At 63.1% G+C, this 17,723-nt stretch carries 19 protein-coding genes; 13 read left to right on the top strand and 6 right to left on the bottom strand.

What is annotated here, in order from left to right; all coding sequences use genetic code 11:
• Window positions 1–5: 5 nt before the first annotated feature.
• Both ACTJGZ_RS03995 and ubiM read right to left on the bottom strand, forming a co-directional pair.
• A complete protein-coding gene (locus ACTJGZ_RS03995; RefSeq protein WP_441661656.1) occupies window positions 6–926 on the bottom strand; it encodes an NUDIX hydrolase in 921 nt (306 codons plus the stop codon).
• A 20-nt stretch (window positions 927–946) separates the two neighbouring features.
• A complete protein-coding gene (ubiM, locus tag ACTJGZ_RS03990; protein WP_441661655.1) occupies window positions 947–2,122 on the bottom strand; it encodes a 5-demethoxyubiquinol-8 5-hydroxylase UbiM in 1,176 nt (391 codons plus the stop codon).
• Between the two features lie 267 nt (window positions 2,123–2,389).
• Here ubiM and ACTJGZ_RS03985 point away from each other — a divergent pair, with 267 nt between their 5' ends.
• From ACTJGZ_RS03985 to ACTJGZ_RS03955, 7 genes are all read left to right on the top strand, one after another.
• Window positions 2,390–3,475 (top strand): AI-2E family transporter, encoded by a 1,086-nt coding sequence (locus ACTJGZ_RS03985; RefSeq protein ID WP_441661654.1) that lies wholly within the window; start codon window positions 2,390–2,392, stop codon window positions 3,473–3,475.
• A 300-nt stretch (window positions 3,476–3,775) separates the two neighbouring features.
• Entirely contained in the window at window positions 3,776–3,982 is a 207-nt protein-coding gene (locus tag ACTJGZ_RS03980; protein ID WP_068374683.1) for a cold-shock protein, read from the top strand.
• A 331-nt stretch (window positions 3,983–4,313) separates the two neighbouring features.
• Window positions 4,314–4,958 carry a DNA oxidative demethylase AlkB gene (alkB, locus tag ACTJGZ_RS03975; RefSeq protein WP_441661653.1) on the top strand — a complete coding sequence of 215 codons (645 nt, stop codon included), beginning with the start codon at window positions 4,314–4,316 and terminating at the stop codon, window positions 4,956–4,958.
• Between the two features lie 184 nt (window positions 4,959–5,142).
• Window positions 5,143–5,787: a DNA-3-methyladenine glycosylase family protein gene (locus ACTJGZ_RS03970; RefSeq protein ID WP_441661652.1), complete on the top strand. Its 645-nt coding sequence runs from the start codon at window positions 5,143–5,145 to the stop codon at window positions 5,785–5,787.
• A gap of 85 nt (window positions 5,788–5,872) precedes the next feature.
• The gene (gene ada, locus ACTJGZ_RS03965) at window positions 5,873–6,937 is read left to right on the top strand and encodes a bifunctional DNA-binding transcriptional regulator/O6-methylguanine-DNA methyltransferase Ada (protein ID WP_441661651.1); all 1,065 of its coding nucleotides are present in this window, start codon (window positions 5,873–5,875) and stop codon (window positions 6,935–6,937) included.
• A 104-nt stretch (window positions 6,938–7,041) separates the two neighbouring features.
• Complete coding sequence (locus ACTJGZ_RS03960) at window positions 7,042–7,755, top strand: 2OG-Fe(II) oxygenase (RefSeq protein ID WP_441661650.1); 714 nt, start codon at window positions 7,042–7,044, stop codon at window positions 7,753–7,755.
• Window positions 7,742–8,548, top strand: coding sequence for a 2OG-Fe(II) oxygenase (locus ACTJGZ_RS03955; RefSeq protein WP_441661649.1), 807 nt, complete (start codon window positions 7,742–7,744; stop codon window positions 8,546–8,548). The genes ACTJGZ_RS03960 and ACTJGZ_RS03955 overlap by 14 nt, the downstream gene beginning before the upstream one ends.
• A gap of 38 nt (window positions 8,549–8,586) precedes the next feature.
• On the opposite strand, the gene ACTJGZ_RS03950 is transcribed toward ACTJGZ_RS03955, so the two are convergent.
• Entirely contained in the window at window positions 8,587–9,504 is a 918-nt protein-coding gene (locus tag ACTJGZ_RS03950) for a LysR family transcriptional regulator ArgP (RefSeq protein ID WP_441661648.1), read from the bottom strand.
• Window positions 9,505–9,616: 112 nt separating this feature from the next.
• On the opposite strand from ACTJGZ_RS03950, the gene ACTJGZ_RS03945 reads away from it, so the two are divergent.
• Complete coding sequence (locus ACTJGZ_RS03945; protein WP_441661647.1) at window positions 9,617–10,234, top strand: LysE/ArgO family amino acid transporter; 618 nt, start codon at window positions 9,617–9,619, stop codon at window positions 10,232–10,234.
• A gap of 46 nt (window positions 10,235–10,280) precedes the next feature.
• Here ACTJGZ_RS03945 and ACTJGZ_RS03940 read toward each other — a convergent pair whose 3' ends face one another.
• Together ACTJGZ_RS03940 and ACTJGZ_RS03935 are read right to left on the bottom strand one after the other, a co-directional pair.
• The gene (locus ACTJGZ_RS03940; RefSeq protein WP_441661646.1) at window positions 10,281–10,838 is read right to left on the bottom strand and encodes a dihydrofolate reductase family protein; all 558 of its coding nucleotides are present in this window, start codon (window positions 10,836–10,838) and stop codon (window positions 10,281–10,283) included.
• 21 nt (window positions 10,839–10,859) lie between these two features.
• Window positions 10,860–11,510 carry a TetR/AcrR family transcriptional regulator gene (locus ACTJGZ_RS03935; RefSeq protein ID WP_441661645.1) on the bottom strand — a complete coding sequence of 217 codons (651 nt, stop codon included), beginning with the start codon at window positions 11,508–11,510 and terminating at the stop codon, window positions 10,860–10,862.
• Between the two features lie 292 nt (window positions 11,511–11,802).
• On the opposite strand from ACTJGZ_RS03935, the gene ACTJGZ_RS03930 reads away from it, so the two are divergent.
• Window positions 11,803–12,528: a siderophore-interacting protein gene (locus ACTJGZ_RS03930; RefSeq protein WP_441661644.1), complete on the top strand. Its 726-nt coding sequence runs from the start codon at window positions 11,803–11,805 to the stop codon at window positions 12,526–12,528.
• Window positions 12,529–12,582: 54 nt separating this feature from the next.
• On the opposite strand, the gene ACTJGZ_RS03925 is transcribed toward ACTJGZ_RS03930, so the two are convergent.
• Window positions 12,583–13,500, bottom strand: coding sequence for a LysR family transcriptional regulator (locus ACTJGZ_RS03925; RefSeq protein ID WP_441661643.1), 918 nt, complete (start codon window positions 13,498–13,500; stop codon window positions 12,583–12,585).
• A gap of 126 nt (window positions 13,501–13,626) precedes the next feature.
• On the opposite strand from ACTJGZ_RS03925, the gene ACTJGZ_RS03920 reads away from it, so the two are divergent.
• The 4 genes from ACTJGZ_RS03920 (at window position 13,627) to ACTJGZ_RS03905 (ending at window position 17,716) form a co-directional block, all read left to right on the top strand.
• The gene (locus ACTJGZ_RS03920; RefSeq protein ID WP_441661642.1) at window positions 13,627–14,829 is read left to right on the top strand and encodes a cytochrome P450; all 1,203 of its coding nucleotides are present in this window, start codon (window positions 13,627–13,629) and stop codon (window positions 14,827–14,829) included.
• On the top strand, window positions 14,826–16,055 hold the full coding sequence (locus ACTJGZ_RS03915; protein ID WP_441661641.1) for an FAD-dependent oxidoreductase: 1,230 nt from the start codon (window positions 14,826–14,828) through the stop codon (window positions 16,053–16,055). The genes ACTJGZ_RS03920 and ACTJGZ_RS03915 overlap by 4 nt, the downstream gene beginning before the upstream one ends.
• 52 nt (window positions 16,056–16,107) lie before the next feature.
• Window positions 16,108–16,560, top strand: coding sequence for a flavodoxin domain-containing protein (locus tag ACTJGZ_RS03910; RefSeq protein WP_441661640.1), 453 nt, complete (start codon window positions 16,108–16,110; stop codon window positions 16,558–16,560).
• Between the two features lie 91 nt (window positions 16,561–16,651).
• Window positions 16,652–17,716, top strand: coding sequence for a TRAP transporter substrate-binding protein (locus ACTJGZ_RS03905; RefSeq protein ID WP_441661639.1), 1,065 nt, complete (start codon window positions 16,652–16,654; stop codon window positions 17,714–17,716).
• Window positions 17,717–17,723: the final 7 nt, after the last annotated feature.

The raw sequence follows: 17,723 nt of genomic DNA, 5'->3' as shown, positions 1-17,723 counted from the left end.
GCCGCTCAGGCTTTCATCAGTGGCAAGCGGCCGCCGGTGGCCAGCGCGCGCTCCATCTCCACGCCGCGGCGGAAACGGTACAGTTTGGCGGGCCTGCCGCCCGTCTGGGTGGAGGCGCCAGTTTCTTCCACCAGATCTTGCTGGGCAATCAGGCGCCGGAAGTTTTGTTTGTGCAGGCGCCGGCCCGCCAGGGCTTCCACCGCCTGCTGCAATTGCAGCAGGCTGAAACTGGCAGGCATCAGCTCATAAATGACAGGCCGGTATTTTAGCTTGGCCCGCAAGCGGGTCATGGCTGTGGCGAGAATGCGGCGATGATCGTAAAGCATGCTGCGGCCCGGCAGCAGGTCAGGGCCAGCTATGGGGGACTCCGGCACGAGGCCGGCCTCGTACAGCAGTTCGTAGCGCGGCAGCGTCCGCTCTTCATCCCAAATGTCATTTTCCAGCCCGAACAAGGCGCAGCAGCGTTGCCACTGGCGTTCGCGCAGGCCGCGGGTCTGGGATTGGGCCCAGGCGCGCAAACGGGCCGCGATGTCGGCAAACAGGGCGGCGTTGCTGTCGTCGCGCCGGTCTTCCCAGGGGAAGTATTCATACCAGCTGCGCCAGCTCGCATCCAGGTCAGGCGGGGCATCGCCCGCCAGCGTCAGGCCGAGGTAGCTGATGGAAATCGTCCGCATTTCCGGCGCGTCCGCATGGCGTCCGCGGTCGGCAAAGGTATAGAGCTGTTCGAGGTAACCCAGCGGATGATGGGTTTGCGCTTCCACCCAGCCGCGCAGGCCAGCCTGCAGCGAACGGTGGGCCATGACGAAAGGGCCGGCCGGAAAGGTCAGCCCGCCCTGGATGGTCAGGACGGAAGGCGCCTGGCTATCAGCGGCGGCCAGGACGGCCACCAGCTCGACGGCCAGGGTATCGGAAGCCAGAGTCTGCATGACGATGATAGGCGTCCGGGTCAGGTCAGTCGCGAAGCGACGAAACGCTTGAAGGGGCTGGCGGAACTGGCCAGGCGCAAGGTGGCCTCGCGCAGCAGGCGGCCCGGCGGCGTATCGTTGGTGAACATAGCCACCACCAGATTGGTGGACAGGAACAGCGGCAAGGTATGGAAGCGGTGTTCGCGTTCGTAGCGTTTGAGCCAGCGGCTGTCGCCGATGTCGGCATTGCGGCGCGCCGCAGTCAGCACCTGGCGCGATAGGCTGGCGACACTGCGCAAGCCCAGATTGAAACCGTGCGCAGTGACCGGGTGCATGCCGACGGCGGCGTCTCCGACCAGCGCGAAGCGCGTGCCGGCAAAACGGTAGGCATAGACGCCGACCAGCGGATAGACATGGCGGCTGCCCGCTACTTTCATCCCGCCCAGGCGGTGGTCAAAGCGTTTGCCCATTTCCTCGGCGAAAGCCGTGTCATCCAGCGCCTGCAGCGCCTGGATCTGGTGGTGCGGCAAGGTCAGCACCGCAGAGGCCTGGCGGCCATTGAGCGGCAGCAGCGCCAGGGTCTGGCCATAGCCGAACCATTCCCAGGCCACATGGCCGTGATCGGCCTCATGTTCCAGTCGGCCTACCATCATGGATTTGCCGAAGTCGTGCAGGTAGGCGCCTATGCCCATGGCGCGCCGCATCGAGGAAAAACGGCTATCGGCCGCCACCAGCAGCCGGGTGCGCAGTTCACGGCCATCGGACAGGCGGATCAGCGTGCTGTCCGCGCCGGGTTCGACGCCAACGGCGCTGGTGCCGTCCAGTACCTCGATGCCGGCGCGGCCGGCCACTGCCTGCCAGGCCGCGCGCCGGATACAGTCATTGGGCACCAGCCAGCCCAGCTGATCGCTGCCGCCGGCCTGCGCTGTAATGACCATGGGGTTGCGCGACGTGCCATTGAAAACATGGGCGTCGCGCAGCAAGGAAATTTCCGTTTCTGGAATCAGTTGCCAGACGCCCAGTTCTTCAAGCAGCTGGCGCGACTCATGGGCCAGGGCGATTTCACGGCCATCGAAGCCGGGGTCGGCCAGGCTGGCAGCCGGCTGCTGTTCGACAAGGGTGACGGACAGGCCGCCCGCCGACAGGGCGCGCGCCAGGCACAGGCCGGCGGGGCCGGCGCCGACAATGACGACATCCTTTTCCGCAGCGTGGGTCATGTGGTACTCCAGAAAGACAGATAGGCGGCAGTTTAGAGCCTGTTGGCAGGCGGCGCCATGCCGGCGGCAGACGTGCTTGATCCAGCACAAGCAGGGCAGGCTGGCCGCGCCCTGCATCATACTCAATACCGGCAGGAGTCGCTGGCAGACAGGCCGCAGCCTGTTGCACAAAGATGCCCGAATCAGCGGGTTTTCGCTTAGTATTCACTAGCCCCCATACCGTCTGTATGGTTGTCGCCTCTTTTTTCTATTCACACCATGACGCCCATGCGCTCCGCACATCTGCATTACCGGGTCTTTGTCCTGTTGCTGGCGTTCGTTTCGCTGGCCTTTTTCTGGCTTATGCTGCCGTTTTTCACGGCAATTTTCTGGGGCACGGTGCTGGCGGTATTGTTCATGCCCTTGAACCAATACATGCTGCGGCTGTTGCGGGGACGCAGGAATATTGCGGCCTTGATCACGCTGATTGTCGCCTTGTTGTGCGTCATTTTACCGTTGGCCTTTATTACCGGGGCGCTGGTCAAAGAGATCATCGCGCTCTATGAGCGCATCAGTTCCGGCCAATTGAATTTTTCCCTGTATTTCCATCAGGTCGTGAACGCCTTGCCGCCCTCGTTGCAGGAATATGTCTTGCGGCTGACCGGCGATGAAACCGGGGGGCAGAGCAAGCTGGCATCCGGTGTCATGCAAGTCAGCCAGTTCGTGGCCTCGCATGCGGTGAGCCTGGGCCAGAACACGCTGCAATTCGTGGTGGGCGCCGGCATCATGATGTATCTGCTGTTCTTCCTGTTGCGTGATGGCACCTGGCTGTCGCAGCGTATTCGCCGCGCCGTGCCGCTGAGCGACATGCACAAACAGAACCTGGCGCGCAATTTCACGACGGTCGTGCGCGCCACGGTCAAGGGCAATATTGCGGTGGCAGCGGCCCAGGGGCTGCTGGGCGGGCTGAGCTTCTGGTTCCTGGGCATTCAGGGGGCCTTGCTCTGGGGCGTGGTCATGGCTTTTCTGTCCTTGCTGCCCGCTGTGGGGGCCAGCCTGATCTGGGGGCCGGTCGCGATTTATTTTCTGGTGACAGGGGCAACCTGGCAAGGGGTATTCCTGCTGCTGTTCGGGATTCTGGTCATCGGCCTGATGGACAATATCCTGCGGCCGCTGCTGGTCGGTAAGGATTTGCGCATGCCGGATTATCTGGTGCTGATTTCCACGCTGGGCGGCTTGACGCTGTTCGGCCTGAACGGCTTTGTGATGGGGCCGCTGATCGCGGCGCTCTTCATCGCTGTCTGGAACCTTTTCGTGGACATTCCGACGGCCCCCAGCACGCGCCATCATGGGCAAAATGCCCATCTGCGTTGAGGCGGGCCAGCACGCTTTAAGCACCCCGGTCAGGGGGGCATTATTCCCGGAAAGCGCAGCATTGGCAGGGCTTTCCGGTGCTTCCTGGCATCAGGGAATATACAATTTAAAAATTTTCCGATTTTCCGATTGACTGCGGCTGAAAATCCAGTCATAGTGGAGGCGCAGATGGTCAAGCGACGCGGGTTTCAGTACACCAGTCGCCCAGTGTTGGTATCTAGGTTGTGTTCGACGTCCCTTCCTTGATCGTTTCTGGCAATCCCGGGCGTACCGCCCGTTTATTCAAGGAAGTTTTTAGTTATGGCAACCGGTACCGTAAAATGGTTCAACCCTGAAAAGGGCTTCGGCTTCATCGTTCCCGATGAAGGCGGCAAAGATCTCTTCGCTCACTACTCCGAAATCCGTATCAACGGTTTCAAGTCGCTGGAAGAAAATCAGCGCGTGAGCTATGAAATCGGCGAAGGCCCCAAGGGCCCGAACGCCAAGAACATCGAACTGCTGGCCTAAGTCCGGCGCGTTCGTTGTGAGTCTGCCCTATGCGGGGCGGCACACGGAAAAAACCGCAGCTTCGGCTGCGGTTTTTTTTATTGCGGCGCTTATTGCAGCGCTTATTTTCGCGCCTCTTTCAGCGTTGTTCGCGCAGGCTTGAAATTCAAGCGCAAGAACCGGAGTGCGGGGGCATGGCCAGTTTCCTATACTGCCGGTGCCTTTGCCGTATGCGGGCCGGCCTGGCGTCTGCGCCGCGCAGGCAGGCGTAAACTGGCCGGCAAGAAGGCTTGCCCGGCATAGCGCTGCGGGCATGGCAGGGAGATGGGATGACACTGCGGATGGGATGAGGATGCAAACCTTGGCTTTGTTTGAGGCGCCGCCGCCGGATCAGCACCTGGGGCCGCAAGCGCTGGTCTTGCGGGAGTTCGCGCTGCCTTATGTGGCGGAAGTGATGCCGGCGCTGGCGGAGATTACTGCCGCGTCGCCTTTCCGGCAGATGGTCACGCCTGGTGGGTACACCATGTCGGTGGCCTTGACGAACTGCGGCGCGCTGGGCTGGACTAGCGATCGTCGCGGCTATCGCTACACCGGGGAGGATCCGCATACGGGCAAGCCCTGGCCGCCTATGCCTGCCTGTTTTCAGCGCCTGGCGCGCGCGGCGGCTCAGGCGGCCGGGTTTGCCGGCTTCGAGCCGGATGCCTGCCTGGTCAACCGTTATGCGCCGGGTGCGCGCTTATCACTGCATCAGGATAAAAACGAACGGAATTTTGATGCGCCTATTGTGTCGGTGTCTCTGGGCATGCGCGCGATGTTTTTGTTCGGCGGCCTGGCGCGTAGCGATCCCGCACTCAAAGTGCCGCTGTGGCATGGCGATGTGGCGGTCTGGGGCGGCGCGGACAGGCTGCGCTATCACGGTGTCTTGCCGCTCAAGGACGAGCCGCATGAGACGCTGGGCAGCCAGCGCATCAATTTCACCTTCCGCCTGGCGGGCTGAGGATGGTACAGAGGGCTTGGCGTGGCGGGGGGATGCCGCTGCCTGGCAAAAGCAGACCAGGACGCCGCAGCCAGAGAGGCCGGCAAATGGCGGCATGAGCCAAGCAGCCAGGGCAGGCGGGGAAGGACTGGCGGAAAGGGGCCGAAGCGCGCTGAAACGTGGCCGGAGCAAAGGGGAAGTGAAGATGAAGGCTCAGATTGCGGCAGATTTGTCGCCGCCTGCGTACCGGCAGGCCGCCAGTTTTCTGGCTGGTCTGGATGCGGATTGGGCACGGCATGTCGCGACGATAGGCCTGTGCTGCCTGGAAACCAGGCCCGCGCGCGAGCCCCATGAAGCGCTGGTGCGGGCGATAGCCTACCAGCAATTGCATGCCAAGGCCGGTGACGCTATTTTGCAGCGGTTTCTGGCCTTGTATCCTGGCGGTGTCTTTCCCGCGCCTGAGCAATTGCTGGCGACCGACCCCGCCTTGCAGCGTGCCTGTGGTTTTTCGGCAGCCAAGCTGGCCGCCATCCGGGGCATCGCCCAGGCCAGCCTGGATGGCCTCGTGCCCAGCCTGTCGGAGGCGCGGGCATTGCCTGATGCGCAATTGATCGAACGTCTGGTGCGCTTGCGGGGGGTGGGGCGCTGGACGGTAGAAATGTTCCTGATTTATTCCCTGGCGCGTTCCGATATTCTGCCAGCGGATGATTTTGGCGTGCGGGCAGGCTACGGACGTTTGAAAGGCTGGGAAAAAATACCCACGCCGGGCCAGATGAGAGCGATAGGCGCCGCCTGGCAGCCATTTCGCACGGTAGCGGCCTGGTATCTGTGGCGCTTGCCCGCCCGTTAAATATGCACCGCAAGAATCGGAGTGCTTGCGCTTGAATTTGTTTTTATTCTGTTGCCATGGATGAGCATGCAACAGGACCACAGAGATGACGATACCCCAGGCCTACCAAACGGAAGAGGAACGCTGGACTGCCGTGCAGCGGCGGGATACGGCTGCCGACGCGCATTTCGTCTATGCCGTGCGTACCACTGGCGTGTATTGCCGACCAAGTGCTATGGCGCGTCTGCCCAGGCGCGAAAATGTGGTGTTTTTCAATTCTGCGGCGCAAGCTGAGGCGGCGGGCTACCGGCCCAGCCGCCGCCGCCGGGCAGACCAGACCAGCGCCGCGGCGCAACGGGCCGCATTAGTTGCGCGGGCCTGCCGGGTGATTGAATCCGCAGACACGCCGCCATCACTGGACATACTGGCGGCGGGGCTGGGCTTGAGTCCGGCGCATTTTCACCGCCTCTTCAAGGCGGAGACGGGCCTGACCCCCAAGGCCTACAGCTCGGCCTACCGGGCGCGCAAGCTGCGGGAAGAGCTGAGCAGCCCGGCCGCATCCATCACGGATGCCATCTATGGGGCAGGTTTCAATTCCAATAGCCGCTTCTACGAAGCGTCGGGGCGGCTGCTGGGCATGCGGGCGCGGGATTACCGGGCCGGGGGCGCGGGGGCGGTTATCCGCTTTGCGGTCGGGCAGTGTTCACTGGGGGCGATTCTGGTGGCGCAGAGCCAGCGCGGTATCTGCGCGATACTGCTGGGCGACGACCCGGAGCAACTGGTGCATGCTTTGCAGGATCAGTTTCCCAAGGCGGAGATCATCGGCGGCGATGGCGGCTTCGAACAATTGGTTGCTGAAGTTGTGGGCTTCATCGAAGCGCCTGCCATGGGGCTGAACCTGCCGCTGGATGTGCAGGGCACTGCCTTTCAGGAGCGCGTCTGGCGCGCGCTGCGCGAGATACCGCCAGGCACGACCGTGAGTTATACCGATATCGCGCAGCGCATCGGGGCGCCGTTGGCTGTGCGCGCCGTGGCCAAGGCTTGCGCCAGCAACTCCCTGGCTGTCGCCATTCCCTGCCATCGGGTGGTCCGGCGCGATGGCGATCTGGCCGGTTACCGCTGGGGCGTGGAGCGCAAGCGTGAATTGCTGCGCCGTGAGGCCCAGTCATGAGCATCAATCGTAAGCGTCAGCCGTGCAGTCGAAGGCATAGTTGTAAGACATCAGGGGTGTAAGGCACGCAGGGGTAAAGCACAGTCTGGATGCGGGGCGGGCAAATGGCAATAGACGGACATGGGCGGGATGGGCTGGATGGGCTGGACTGGGGCAGCGTCGCGGCGCAATTGGATACCCAGGGATATGCCCTGCTGAGCGGCGGCTTGGCGCAGGCCGCCGCCCGGCAATTGGGGCAGCGTATCGCGGCCGCCTCGCCGCGCCGCACGCGTCTGGAAACCCTGGGCTGGGGGCAGGGCGGCTGCCTGGATATAGGCCCGGCGTGGCCGGAGCCTCTGCGTTCATGGCGTGCCCATTGCTATGCCCATTTGGCCGGCATCGCCAACCGCTGGAATGCGGCCTTGGGGGTGGCGCGTCGGTATCCGCCGGCGTGGGAAGCCTTCCAGCTGGAAGTCCGGCGCGCCGGGCCGCAGCGGCAGCCATCCTATGCCAGCCTGCTGGCACAGGATGATTACATGGCCTTGCGCCATGGCGATCTCGACAGCCAGGCTTTTCCGATCCAGATGTTTGTTTTGCTGTCCGAGCCGGGGCGGGATTTCAGCGGCGGCGAATTCGTCATGACAGAGCAGCGCCCGCGCATGCAGTCGCGCCCCATGGTCGTGCCGCTTGGTTTGGGGGATATCGCATTCATCACGGCGGCGCAGCGTCCGGTGGCGGGGAAGCAAGGGAATTACCGGGCCACGCTTAGGCAGGCTGTCAGCCGGGTACGGGCCGGGGAGCGTATTGGACTGGAGCTGTATTTTCATGACACCCTCTGAACCGCAGGGCCAAATTTTTCCGGATGGCACGCAGCCGCCAGGAACCGCGAGCCTGGCAGCCGGGGCTGGCCTGGCGCACGCTGAGCACCGGCTGCCGGACCGCGTGGCGGCGCAGGATTGGCCTGCGCTGGAAGCCGCGTTGGGCCGGGACGGCTTTGCTGTGCTTCCGGCGTTTCTGGGCAAGCCTGAATGCGAGCGGTTGAGCGCTTATTTTCCGCAAACAGCCCGCTTCCGCAGCCGCATCGTGATGGAGCGCTATGCATTTGGCCGGGGCGAATACCAATATTTCCGCTATCCCTTGCCGGATTTGGTCGCCGGTTTGCGCGCGGGCTTGTATCCCCGTTTGGCGCCGATTGCCAACCGGTGGCATGCGGCGCTGAAGATCAAAGAGACGTTTCCGGCCAGCCATGACGCCTACCTGCAGCAGTGCCACCGTGCCGGGCAGTTGCGCCCGACCCCCTTGCTCCTGCATTACCGCGCCGGTGATTACTGTTGTCTGCACCAGGATTTGTACGGCGATTGTGTTTTTCCGTTCCAGGTGATTTTTTTGCTCAGCGAGCCTGGGCGCGATTTCAGCGGCGGCGAGTTGCTGCTGACAGCGCATCAACCGCAGCGCCCGGGGCGGGTGGAAGTGGTGCCCCTGAGCCAGGGCGATGCCGTCATTCTGGCCGTGAATCATTACCCTGTGCCGGGCGCTCGTTCCTATCGCCGCGCCAGTTTGCGCCACGGCGTGAGCCGCTTGCATTGGGGGGAGCGCTACACGCTGGGCATCATTTTTCACGATGCCCGCTGAAGGTCCGGGCGGGCAGGGCTTCAGGATGGGTGCCCGGATCAGGGCGGTTCGGGCAGATTTAATCCCGGGCGCAAGGCGCTGGCGCAGGCTTCGCGCAAGGCCTGGGTGACTTGTTGCAGGGTTGAGGAGCGGACCGCGGCATGTTGCCAGTACAGCGGCACATCCAGCCAGCGCGTCGGGTCCAGCAGGCGCAGGGTGCCCTCGCGCAGCGCTGGCGCGACCAGCGATTCCGGGGCCATGCACCAGCCCAGGCCGCGCGCAGCCGCTTCGATAAACCCCTTGGAGGTCGGGATGTAATGGGTGGGCGGGCTCAGGCGGGCCCGGGTCAGGCGGCGCATGAAGCGCCATTGCAAGGCATCCTTGCGGTTGAACACGATCATGGGCGCCGCGGTGAAGGCGGCGGCGTTTAGCCCGGCCGAAAAATGGCGCGCCCAGAAGTCAGGAGCGGCAATGGCGTGATAACGCATGACGCCCAGAGCTTGGACGTTGCAGCCCTGCAAAGGTTTGGCATGGGCGCTGACGGCCCCGATGACCGAACCGTCGCGCAGTAGGTCCAGCGTGTGGTCCTGGTCATCGACGCGGATATCGAAAACATAGCCATGGCGCTGGTGCAGCAAGGCCAGGGCGGAGACCAGCCAGGTATCCAGCGAATCGTCATTGACGGCGATCGCCAGCGGCAGGGCATGGCCGGGCTGCCCGCCAGGCAGAAAGTCCGCCAGCGCTTCGGCCTGCAGGGCCTGCATGGGACGCACGCGGCGTAGCAGGCGTTCGCCAGCCGGGGTGGGGCGGCAGGGCGTCTGGCGGACCAGCAGCACCTGGCCCAGGCGGTCTTCCAGCGCCTTGATGCGTTGCGACACGGCAGACGGCGTGACTGACAGGCGGCGTGCGGCGGCCTCAAAACTGCCTTCTTCCAGCACGGCGGCAAAGGCGGCGAGCTGGGGGTGAATCAAGTCCAAGATTGCCTCCGCTCTGGCATAAGAAATTCTTCATATCATAAAAAATAAATAGCTAGTCTTAATCGTCAACCTGCATCAGCATGGGCTTTTCGCTGTTTTATCTCTTTGCATCATGTCTTTTTCCGCGTTCTCCGCAGGCTTTTTTTCCGGTGCCGGGCTGATTGTTGCCATCGGCGCCCAGAATGCATTCGTATTGCGCCAGAGTCTGGCACAACGCCATGTGGGCCTGGTCGTCAGCCTGTGCGCGCTGAGCGATATCCTGTTTATTTTGTGCGGCGTGGCCGGTATCGAAGCGCTGGTCAGCCGCTGGCCCGGCCTGTTGATCTGGCTGCGGTTTGGCGGCGCGGCCTTTTTGGCAGCCTATGGCGCGCAGGCGGCCTGGCGGGCCTGGCGCGGCCAGGCCTCAATGAACCAGGCTGGCCTGGGCGCAGCGGGCCGCCGCCGGGTCATCCTGACTTGCCTGGCATTTACCTTTCTCAATCCGCACGTTTATCTGGACACGATGGTATTGCTGGGCAGCCTGGCGGCCCAATATGCTGGCCTGACACGCTGGGTTTTTGCGGCGGGGGCATGCGCCGCCAGCGTGGCATGGTTTGTAAGCCTGGGCTATGGCGCGCGCCTGCTGGCGCCGCTGTTCCGGCGTCCCGCCGCCTGGCGGGTGCTGGATGCGCTGGTGGCTGTTTTCATGCTGGCGCTTTGCTTGCTGCTGCTGGTCAAACCGCTGCGCTGAGGCCATGGCCGCTGTCCTGGGGACGGCTGGCCTGCGCCTGTCTGTTTCAGGTTGCTGCTGGGGGCAGCACCTGATAGCGGGATTGCACAAAGCCGAAGGGATAGGCCTGGGCGGACAGCAGCTTCAGGGGAATGTCGCCGGGCAGTGTGTCAAACAGGCGGCGGCCCTGTCCCAGCAAGACGGGAATAGACGTCACGGTGATCTCACTGATCAGCCCGGCTTGCAGAAAGGATTGGATCAGCCGCCCGCCGTCTATATACAGCTTGCGGTAGCCTTGCTGTCTTGCCCGGTCCGCCAGCTCGCCCGGAAGCTCGGCCGTCAGATGGACGCCGGCAGGCAGGATTTGGCCGGGCGCCAGCGGTGTGCGGGTGACGACCCATACCGGCAGGCCGGCATACGGCCATTCGGGAAAACTCATCACCTTGTCGAAGGTATTGCGGCCCATGACGAGCAGATCGACATCAGCCATGAAGGCGGCATAGCCGCAATCCTCGCCTGCGGGAACAGTCTGGTTGGCTTGTTCCAGCCAGTCGATGGCGCCATCCGGGCGGGCAATGAAACCATCCAGGGAACTGGCGATGAAAACGGCGCAGGAAATAGGCATGAGGGTCGTCAGAATAATGGGTCAGGAAGATGCGCCGGCGGGCGCTGCCGTTGCGCGGCTGCCAGTGTAAAGATAGCCGCAGAGCATGTCGATGATGGCTTGCTGCACGGCGCTTTCGGAGAATTGCGGCCAGGGTGATAACACGGCCGCATGGATCAGCGCTTCCATGGTTTGCAGCAAGGCCCAGGTGGCAATGTCCAGGTCCGCAGGCAGGATTTCATCGCGATGCTGCGCCAGGATCTGGCGCAATTGCTGGAAGATGGCCTGATCGGCCGGGCTATCTTCGGACGGGACATCATAAAACGGAAATTCTTTCTCCAGCACGCGATGCAATTCCGGCTCGACCCGGTGCGCTGCCAGCCAGGCGCTGACAATGGCTGTCAGCCTTTCGCGCAGCGTCACCGGCTGGGGAATGTCCAGCGCCGACGTCATGACGGCGTGCAGTTGCGCGGCATGGCGTTCATGCAGCGCGGTAATCAGGGAGTCCTTGTTGGGAAAGTATTGGTACACCGAACCGATGCTGACCCCGGCGCGTTCGGCAACCAGGTTGGTGCTGGTGCCGGCATAACCGCGTTCGGACAAAACGCGAGCAGTGGCCTCCAGAATGGCTTCGACCAGCGCGCGGGAGCGCGCCTGGCGTGGCGTTTTCCGGGGTTGTTGAAGCGGTTGCATGCAGAGTCCCCAAAGCGAGTATTAAACGCGAGTAATTACTCATATTATTACATGGCACCACGGTAGCGTCGGACGCAGCGGCATGAATGAGATTTCGTGGCCGGTTGCGGCAGGCCGGAAACGGGCCGCGCGCCGTGGCGGAGATGCGCTGGCGCTGGCTGGCGCATCTCCTCCGATGAAGACTTGTGTTTTGGAGAGATCATGTCACAAGCAACTGATTTCATGACAGGCGGCCGTGCGGGCGCCATACGCCAGTGCACCGCATCCGGCGGCGGGTGCCGGGGGGCTTATCATGGCTGAACGTGAAAAGGCCGCCATGGCCCGTGCCAATGTGGAAGTGCTGGCCGTTACCGAATTGACGCCGCATATGCGGCGCATCACCCTGGGGGGCAGTGAAATGCCTGCGTTCCTGGAGGCTGAAGGCGTGGACGATCCGGCAGCATGGGTGAAAGTGTTTCTGCCCACCGGGGAAGGCCGGGCCTACACCATCCGGGGCATCAACCGCCGTTCGGCGACCTTGGACCTGGACTTTGTCATGCATGGCGACGACGGGCCGGCCTCGGCCTGGGCGGCAGGTGCCAGGCTGGGCGAGCGTCTGTTGATCGCCGGGCCGCGTAGCGGCCGCTTCGAACTGCCGGACGATGCGCGCTGGGTATTGCTGGCCGGAGACGCAACGGCCTTGCCGGCCATTCAGGTGATTGCCGAAACTCTGCCGGCCTGGGTCAAGGTGAAGGTTTATGCCGAAATCGCCACGCAGGCCGACCGCCAGCGCATAGACACCTTGGCCAGCATGCGCATTGCCTGGTTGCAGGCCAACGAGGAAGCGGGCTCAGCGCTGCGCCAGAGCCTCATGTTCAGGCCGTTTCCGGCCGGCCCCGGTTACATCTGGGTCGCAGGCGAAGCCGCGGCCGTGAAGGCGCTGCGCAAGCATTACCTGCAAGAGCGTGAAATGCCCATGCACCGCGTCAGCGCCAGCGGCTATTGGAAGGCAGGCGAAGCCGATCACCGGGATCGCTGAAGGCGCGGCCTTGCCGCGAAGACGCAGGCCGGCGCCGCCGCGCCGGAGGCCGGTTCAGGCGAAGGGCCGGGCCTGGCTGAGTTTGACGGTGCGGCGAGAGAAATCTATCAGCGCCTGCAGGCGCGGGTTGCACTTGATATGCTCAGGCCAGACCATCACCACGGTTTCCCTGTGGATATCGGGCAGGATGGGACGGGTAATCAGCGGCAGGCCTTCATAACTGTGTTCTATCCAGGGCCTTTGCACGAGCAGGCTATAGCCCAGGCCGCGCGCCACCATGGAGCGCACCAGTTCAAAGTTCCGGGTGCTGTGGCGGATGCGCGGCCGGATGCCAACCCCATGCAGCATGTCTAAGGCATGCCGGCCGCTGGGCGGAAGGTCGAGCATGATCAGCGGCTCATCCTGAAGATCGCGCAGCCAGATGGCTGCTTCTCCGGCCAAGGGGTGGTTGGCGGGCAAGAGCGCGTGCACGGCCGTATGCAGCAATTCCGCTTCTGCCAGCCCCGTCGGCAGATTGATGCGATAGGTGATCAGCGCGTCCAGCTTGCCGACGTCCATCATGGGCAGCAGCTCGTCGTTCGAGCCTTCCGCGACATTCAGGATGACATGCGGATGCAGGCCCTCGAAGCCGGAAATCAGCGCCGGCAAGACCGTGGGCGCCAGGGTGGAGTAGCAGCCGACGACGATGGGGCCGCGCAGCATGCCGTCCCGGGAATGCATGCTGCGTTCCATTTCTTCCGCATCCAGCAGCAGTTGGCGCGCCTCATTGAGCAAATGCTGGCCCGATGGGGTCAGGGTGACGCCATGAGACTTGCGCCGGACAAAAAGTTGCGTGCCCAGGGCTTCCTCCAGGTCGCTGATGGCGCTCGTCACTGCCGTTGCAGAAACAAATAATTGGCTGGCGGCCGCACTGAAGGAACCGAGTTCTGCCGTGCTGCGGAAATACTCCAATTGACGGAAAGTGAAACGCATGGCGGCATCCGTAATCCATATAAAAGTTGGAATATAAGACTAATTTTTGATATTTACATTTGTATTGGCCCGTACCAAGATGCCTTCGAATCCTCGGGAAACAACGGGGATGATGGAGGAGCAGAGATGGCTTTTGTTATGACGGATGTGCCGGTGGCGGATTGGGTGAACCTGGCTGAATTGGCGGCTGATCCCTATCCTGTTTATGCGCGTTTGCGCCGTGAAATGCCGGTCGCCTGGGTACCGGCCCTGAACCGTTTTCTGGTGACGGGATTCGATGCCTGCTTCCAGGCCGAGCTGGATCAGGAAACCTTTAGTTCGCATGAGGACGCGCAGCGCTCGACCCAAGTCAGGACAATGGGGCGTTCGATGTTGCGCAAGGATGATCCCGAACACAAACGGGACCGTATGGCCAGTGCCAGCGCATTGCGGCCGGTGACGATACGCAAAGTCTGGATGGAGGTCTTCGAGCGCAATGCGGAACGCTACTTGCAGCATATGCGGGCGCTTGGGCCGGGGGCGGACTTGTTCCGCGAATTTGCCGTGCCCTATGCGGCGGATAATCTTTGCGCCATTCTGGGTTTGCGCGGCGTGGATGCGGCAACGATGATGGATTGGTCGCACACCCTGATCGCAGGCATAGGCAATGTGACCGGCGACCCTGCCGTCTGGCTCGAAACCGAACGCGTCCGGCAGGAAATGGATGAGGCGATTGACGCCAGCGTGGCCTGGCTGCGGCGCGAGCCGGATGCCTCCATGTTGTCGGCGATGTTGCATGCGGCGGAACCCCTGCCGGAGGATGCGCTGCGTGCCAATGTGCGATTGACAGTCTCTGGCGGCATGAATGAACCCAGCCATGTCATAGGCAGTGCGGTATGGGCCTTGCTGACACATCCGGATCAATTGGCGGAAGTCCGTGCCGGTGTCTGGAATTGGGCGGATGTGTTTGAAGAGACGGCGCGCTGGCAATCCCCCGTTGGCATGTATCCGCGTCTGGTCTGCAAAGAGACGGAAGTGGACGGCGTGCGGATTCCTGCTGGCGCGACCGTTGGTCTGGTCATTGCATCGGCCAATCGCGACGAGCGGCGTTTTGCCCAGGCCGAGCGTTTTGATCTGCGCCGGGAGCGGCTGACCAATCTGGCCTTTGGCAATGGCACGCATATCTGCGCGGGTAACTGGGCGGCGCGCGCCATGATTAGTCAGGTTGCCTTGCCGCGCTTGTTCGACGCCTTGCCAGGCCTGCGCCTGGCAGACCCGCAGGCGGTGGAATTCCGGGGCTGGGTGTTTCGCGGGGTGCGTGGCTTGCCGGTATGTTGGGAGGCCGCATGAGCCGCACCGCGCGTTTGACGGTGGGGATTGTCGGTGCCGGCGTGTCTGGCTGTTATGCCGCGCAGATGTTGTCCCGGACGTTCCCTGATGCCGAAGTGACACTGATCGAGCGCTTGCCTGTGCCTTATGGCTTGTTGCGCTATGGGGTGGCCGCCGACCACCAGGGGACAAAAGGCGTGCAACAGCAGTTCGATCGTTTGTTTGCGCGAGGCAAGGTCCGGTTTGCTGGCGGTTTGACGCTAGGGCAGGACTTCTCGCTGGCGCAATTGCAGCAGTGGTTTGATGTGGTGATTCTGGCGACGGGCCTGGCGGCAGACCGGCGCCTGGATGTGCCGGGGGAGGACTTGCCCGGGGTGATCGGTTCGGGGCGGTTGACGCGGGCCTTGAACTCCCATCCCGATGAAAGCAGTAATTGGCCGGTGGTGGCGCCTGAGGTGGCGGTGGTGGGGGCGGGCAATGTGGCGCTGGATATTGCGCGTTTGCTTGCCCGGCATCCAGGCGAATGGCAAGGCAGTGATATGGATTCCCGTGTGCTGGCGGCGATTGCGCCGGTGCCGGTCAAGACACTGCACTTAATTGTGCGGGGCAAGCCGAACGAGGTGCGCTGGGATGCCGCGATGCTGCGTGAGCTGGCCGGCTTGGCGCGTGTGCGGCTGACGCTGGACGCAGCGACGGGCGGGCTTGCGCCTGCGTCTGCCCGTGAAATCCTGGGCTTGGGCGCCATCCCCGCCTCTGCGGAGGAAACGGCGGGATTGCCGCCCCTGGATATCCGCCTGTATTTCAACACGCAAGTTGAGCGCGTCCTGGGCGCGAAGGCGGTGAGCGGCTTGCGTTTGCGCATGGCAGACCAGCGTTTGCAGGACATAGGGCTGGGCTCGGTGGTGACGGCCATCGGGTTTGCCGCCGCGCAGCCTGAGGCTGACTGGGCACAGGCAGGGGCGCGGGCCAGCCCAGGCGTCTATCGCACAGGCTGGCTGCGTACCGGGCCGCAGGGCGCGATTGCGCGCCAAAGGGCATTGGCGCAGGAACTGGCTGATGAAGTTGCCCAGGAGTGGGCGTCAGGGCGCCTGACGGCCGGGCGTCCAGGCGCCGCGGCGCTGCCCGCCGCCTGGGATTACCAGGCGTGGTTGGAGATAGACGCAGCCGAACGAGCCAGCGCAGAACCTGGCCGTATCCGGCGCAAGTGCGCCAGCGTTGAGGAAATGCTGGGCTGGGTGCCTGGCTGAGGCGCGTGCCGCCGAAAACTCGGGCGGCTCATCACAATGACAAGGAGACAAAATGGAAATCGTCGTGCTTTACGGAACCGAAAGCGGTAATGCCGAGCTGGTGGCGGAGGACCTGGGCGAAGCGCTGACGCAGCGCGGGCTGCGGGTGTCGGTGCGGGATATGGCGCAGTTCCCGGTCGGGGAGCTGCATCCTGGCGCTTGCTATCTGCTGGTTTGCTCCACGCATGGCGAGGGCGAACTGCCGGGTAGCGCACGGCCATTTTCCCTCGCGCTGGCGCAGGAGCGGCCCGATCTTTCCGGTATCCGCTTCGCCGCCTTCGGGCTGGGGGATAGCAGCTATGCGCATTATTCGCGCGGGCTGGATCTGCTGGTGGGGCAATGGCTGGAACTGGGCGCGAAACGGACTGGGCCGATAGGCCGGCACGATGCTTCCAGCCGTGACCAGGCCAGCGATGTTGCGCTGGCCTGGTCAGCGAGTCTGGAAGAGGCCTGGGCAGCCGCCTGAAGGCCGCACCAGGCCCGGCAGCCATGATGCGTATGCTGTTTATATGCCGGCAGCCGCAGTCATAAAAATAATGATCCTGAAGGAGACAATCATGAAATACAAAATATGCGCTGTGGTTTGCGCCTTGCTTGGCATGAGCGCAGGAGCCGCGGCTGAGCAGACCTATATTCTGAAGCTGAACCACCATATTCCTTCGACCGCGCCGGTGCAGCGCCTGGTGTTTGACCCATGGTGCGCAGCCTTAAAGGAAGAGTCACAAGGACGGCTGCAATGCCAGATTTATCCTTCCATGCAATTGGGCGGGACGCCGGCGACATTGGCAGATATGGCACGCAACGGCGTTGCGGATATTGTCTGGGTGGCGCCCTCCTATTCAGCCGGGAAGTTTCCCCGTATCGAGGCGGCGGAGCAGCCATTTATGCTGCCTGTGGGCGCGGCGCGCAGCTATCCGGTCATCTGGGACTTTTATCAGCAATATGCCCAGGAGGATTTCAAGGATTACAAGGTCCTGTCCGTCCACGGTGATGGCGGCATGGTGCTGCATACTCGCGGCAAACCGGTCACGAGCCTGGCAGATTTTCGTGGCAAGCGTTTGCGCAGCTCCAATCGCGCATCGTCGCAGTTGCTGGATGCCTTGGGCGCTGCGCCCATCAATATGTCTCCGTCGCAGATGACCGAGTCCCTCTCCAAGGGGGTGATAGACGGCGTGCTGTACACCTGGGCCAGTATCCGTGAAATAAAAGTGGACGAAGTGACCGAGTATCACAGCAATCCGCCGCCGGGCGCCGGCGCATTCAGCACGACGGTGCTGGCGGTGCTGATGAATAAAAAGAAGTTCGAGAGCCTGCCGCCGGATTTGCAGCAAATCATAGAGCGCAATAGCGGCCCGGCGCTGAATCAGCGTTTCAGTGAGGTCTGGGACGCGGACATGGCGGCAGGGATGGCTGCCATGCCTGCGGAGTCAGTCTTGACGATTGCGCCCGAGGCCTATGCCGAGATAGAGCAGGCGGCGGACGAGGTTGCGCAGAATTGGATCCAGGCGGTTGCGCGGCGCGGCATTGATGGCGGCGCCTTGCTGCAGGGGCTGCGCGATATCGCGGCGCAACCGCTGGCTGCCGCGCCAGGAGAGCAGACGGCGGCAGCCCGCCAGCCTTGAATGCGCC

It is taken from the genome of Kerstersia sp., assembly GCF_052103615.1.
GTDB lineage: Bacteria > Pseudomonadota > Gammaproteobacteria > Burkholderiales > Burkholderiaceae_B > Kerstersia.
This window is presented reverse-complemented; position numbering and strand designations above follow the sequence as displayed.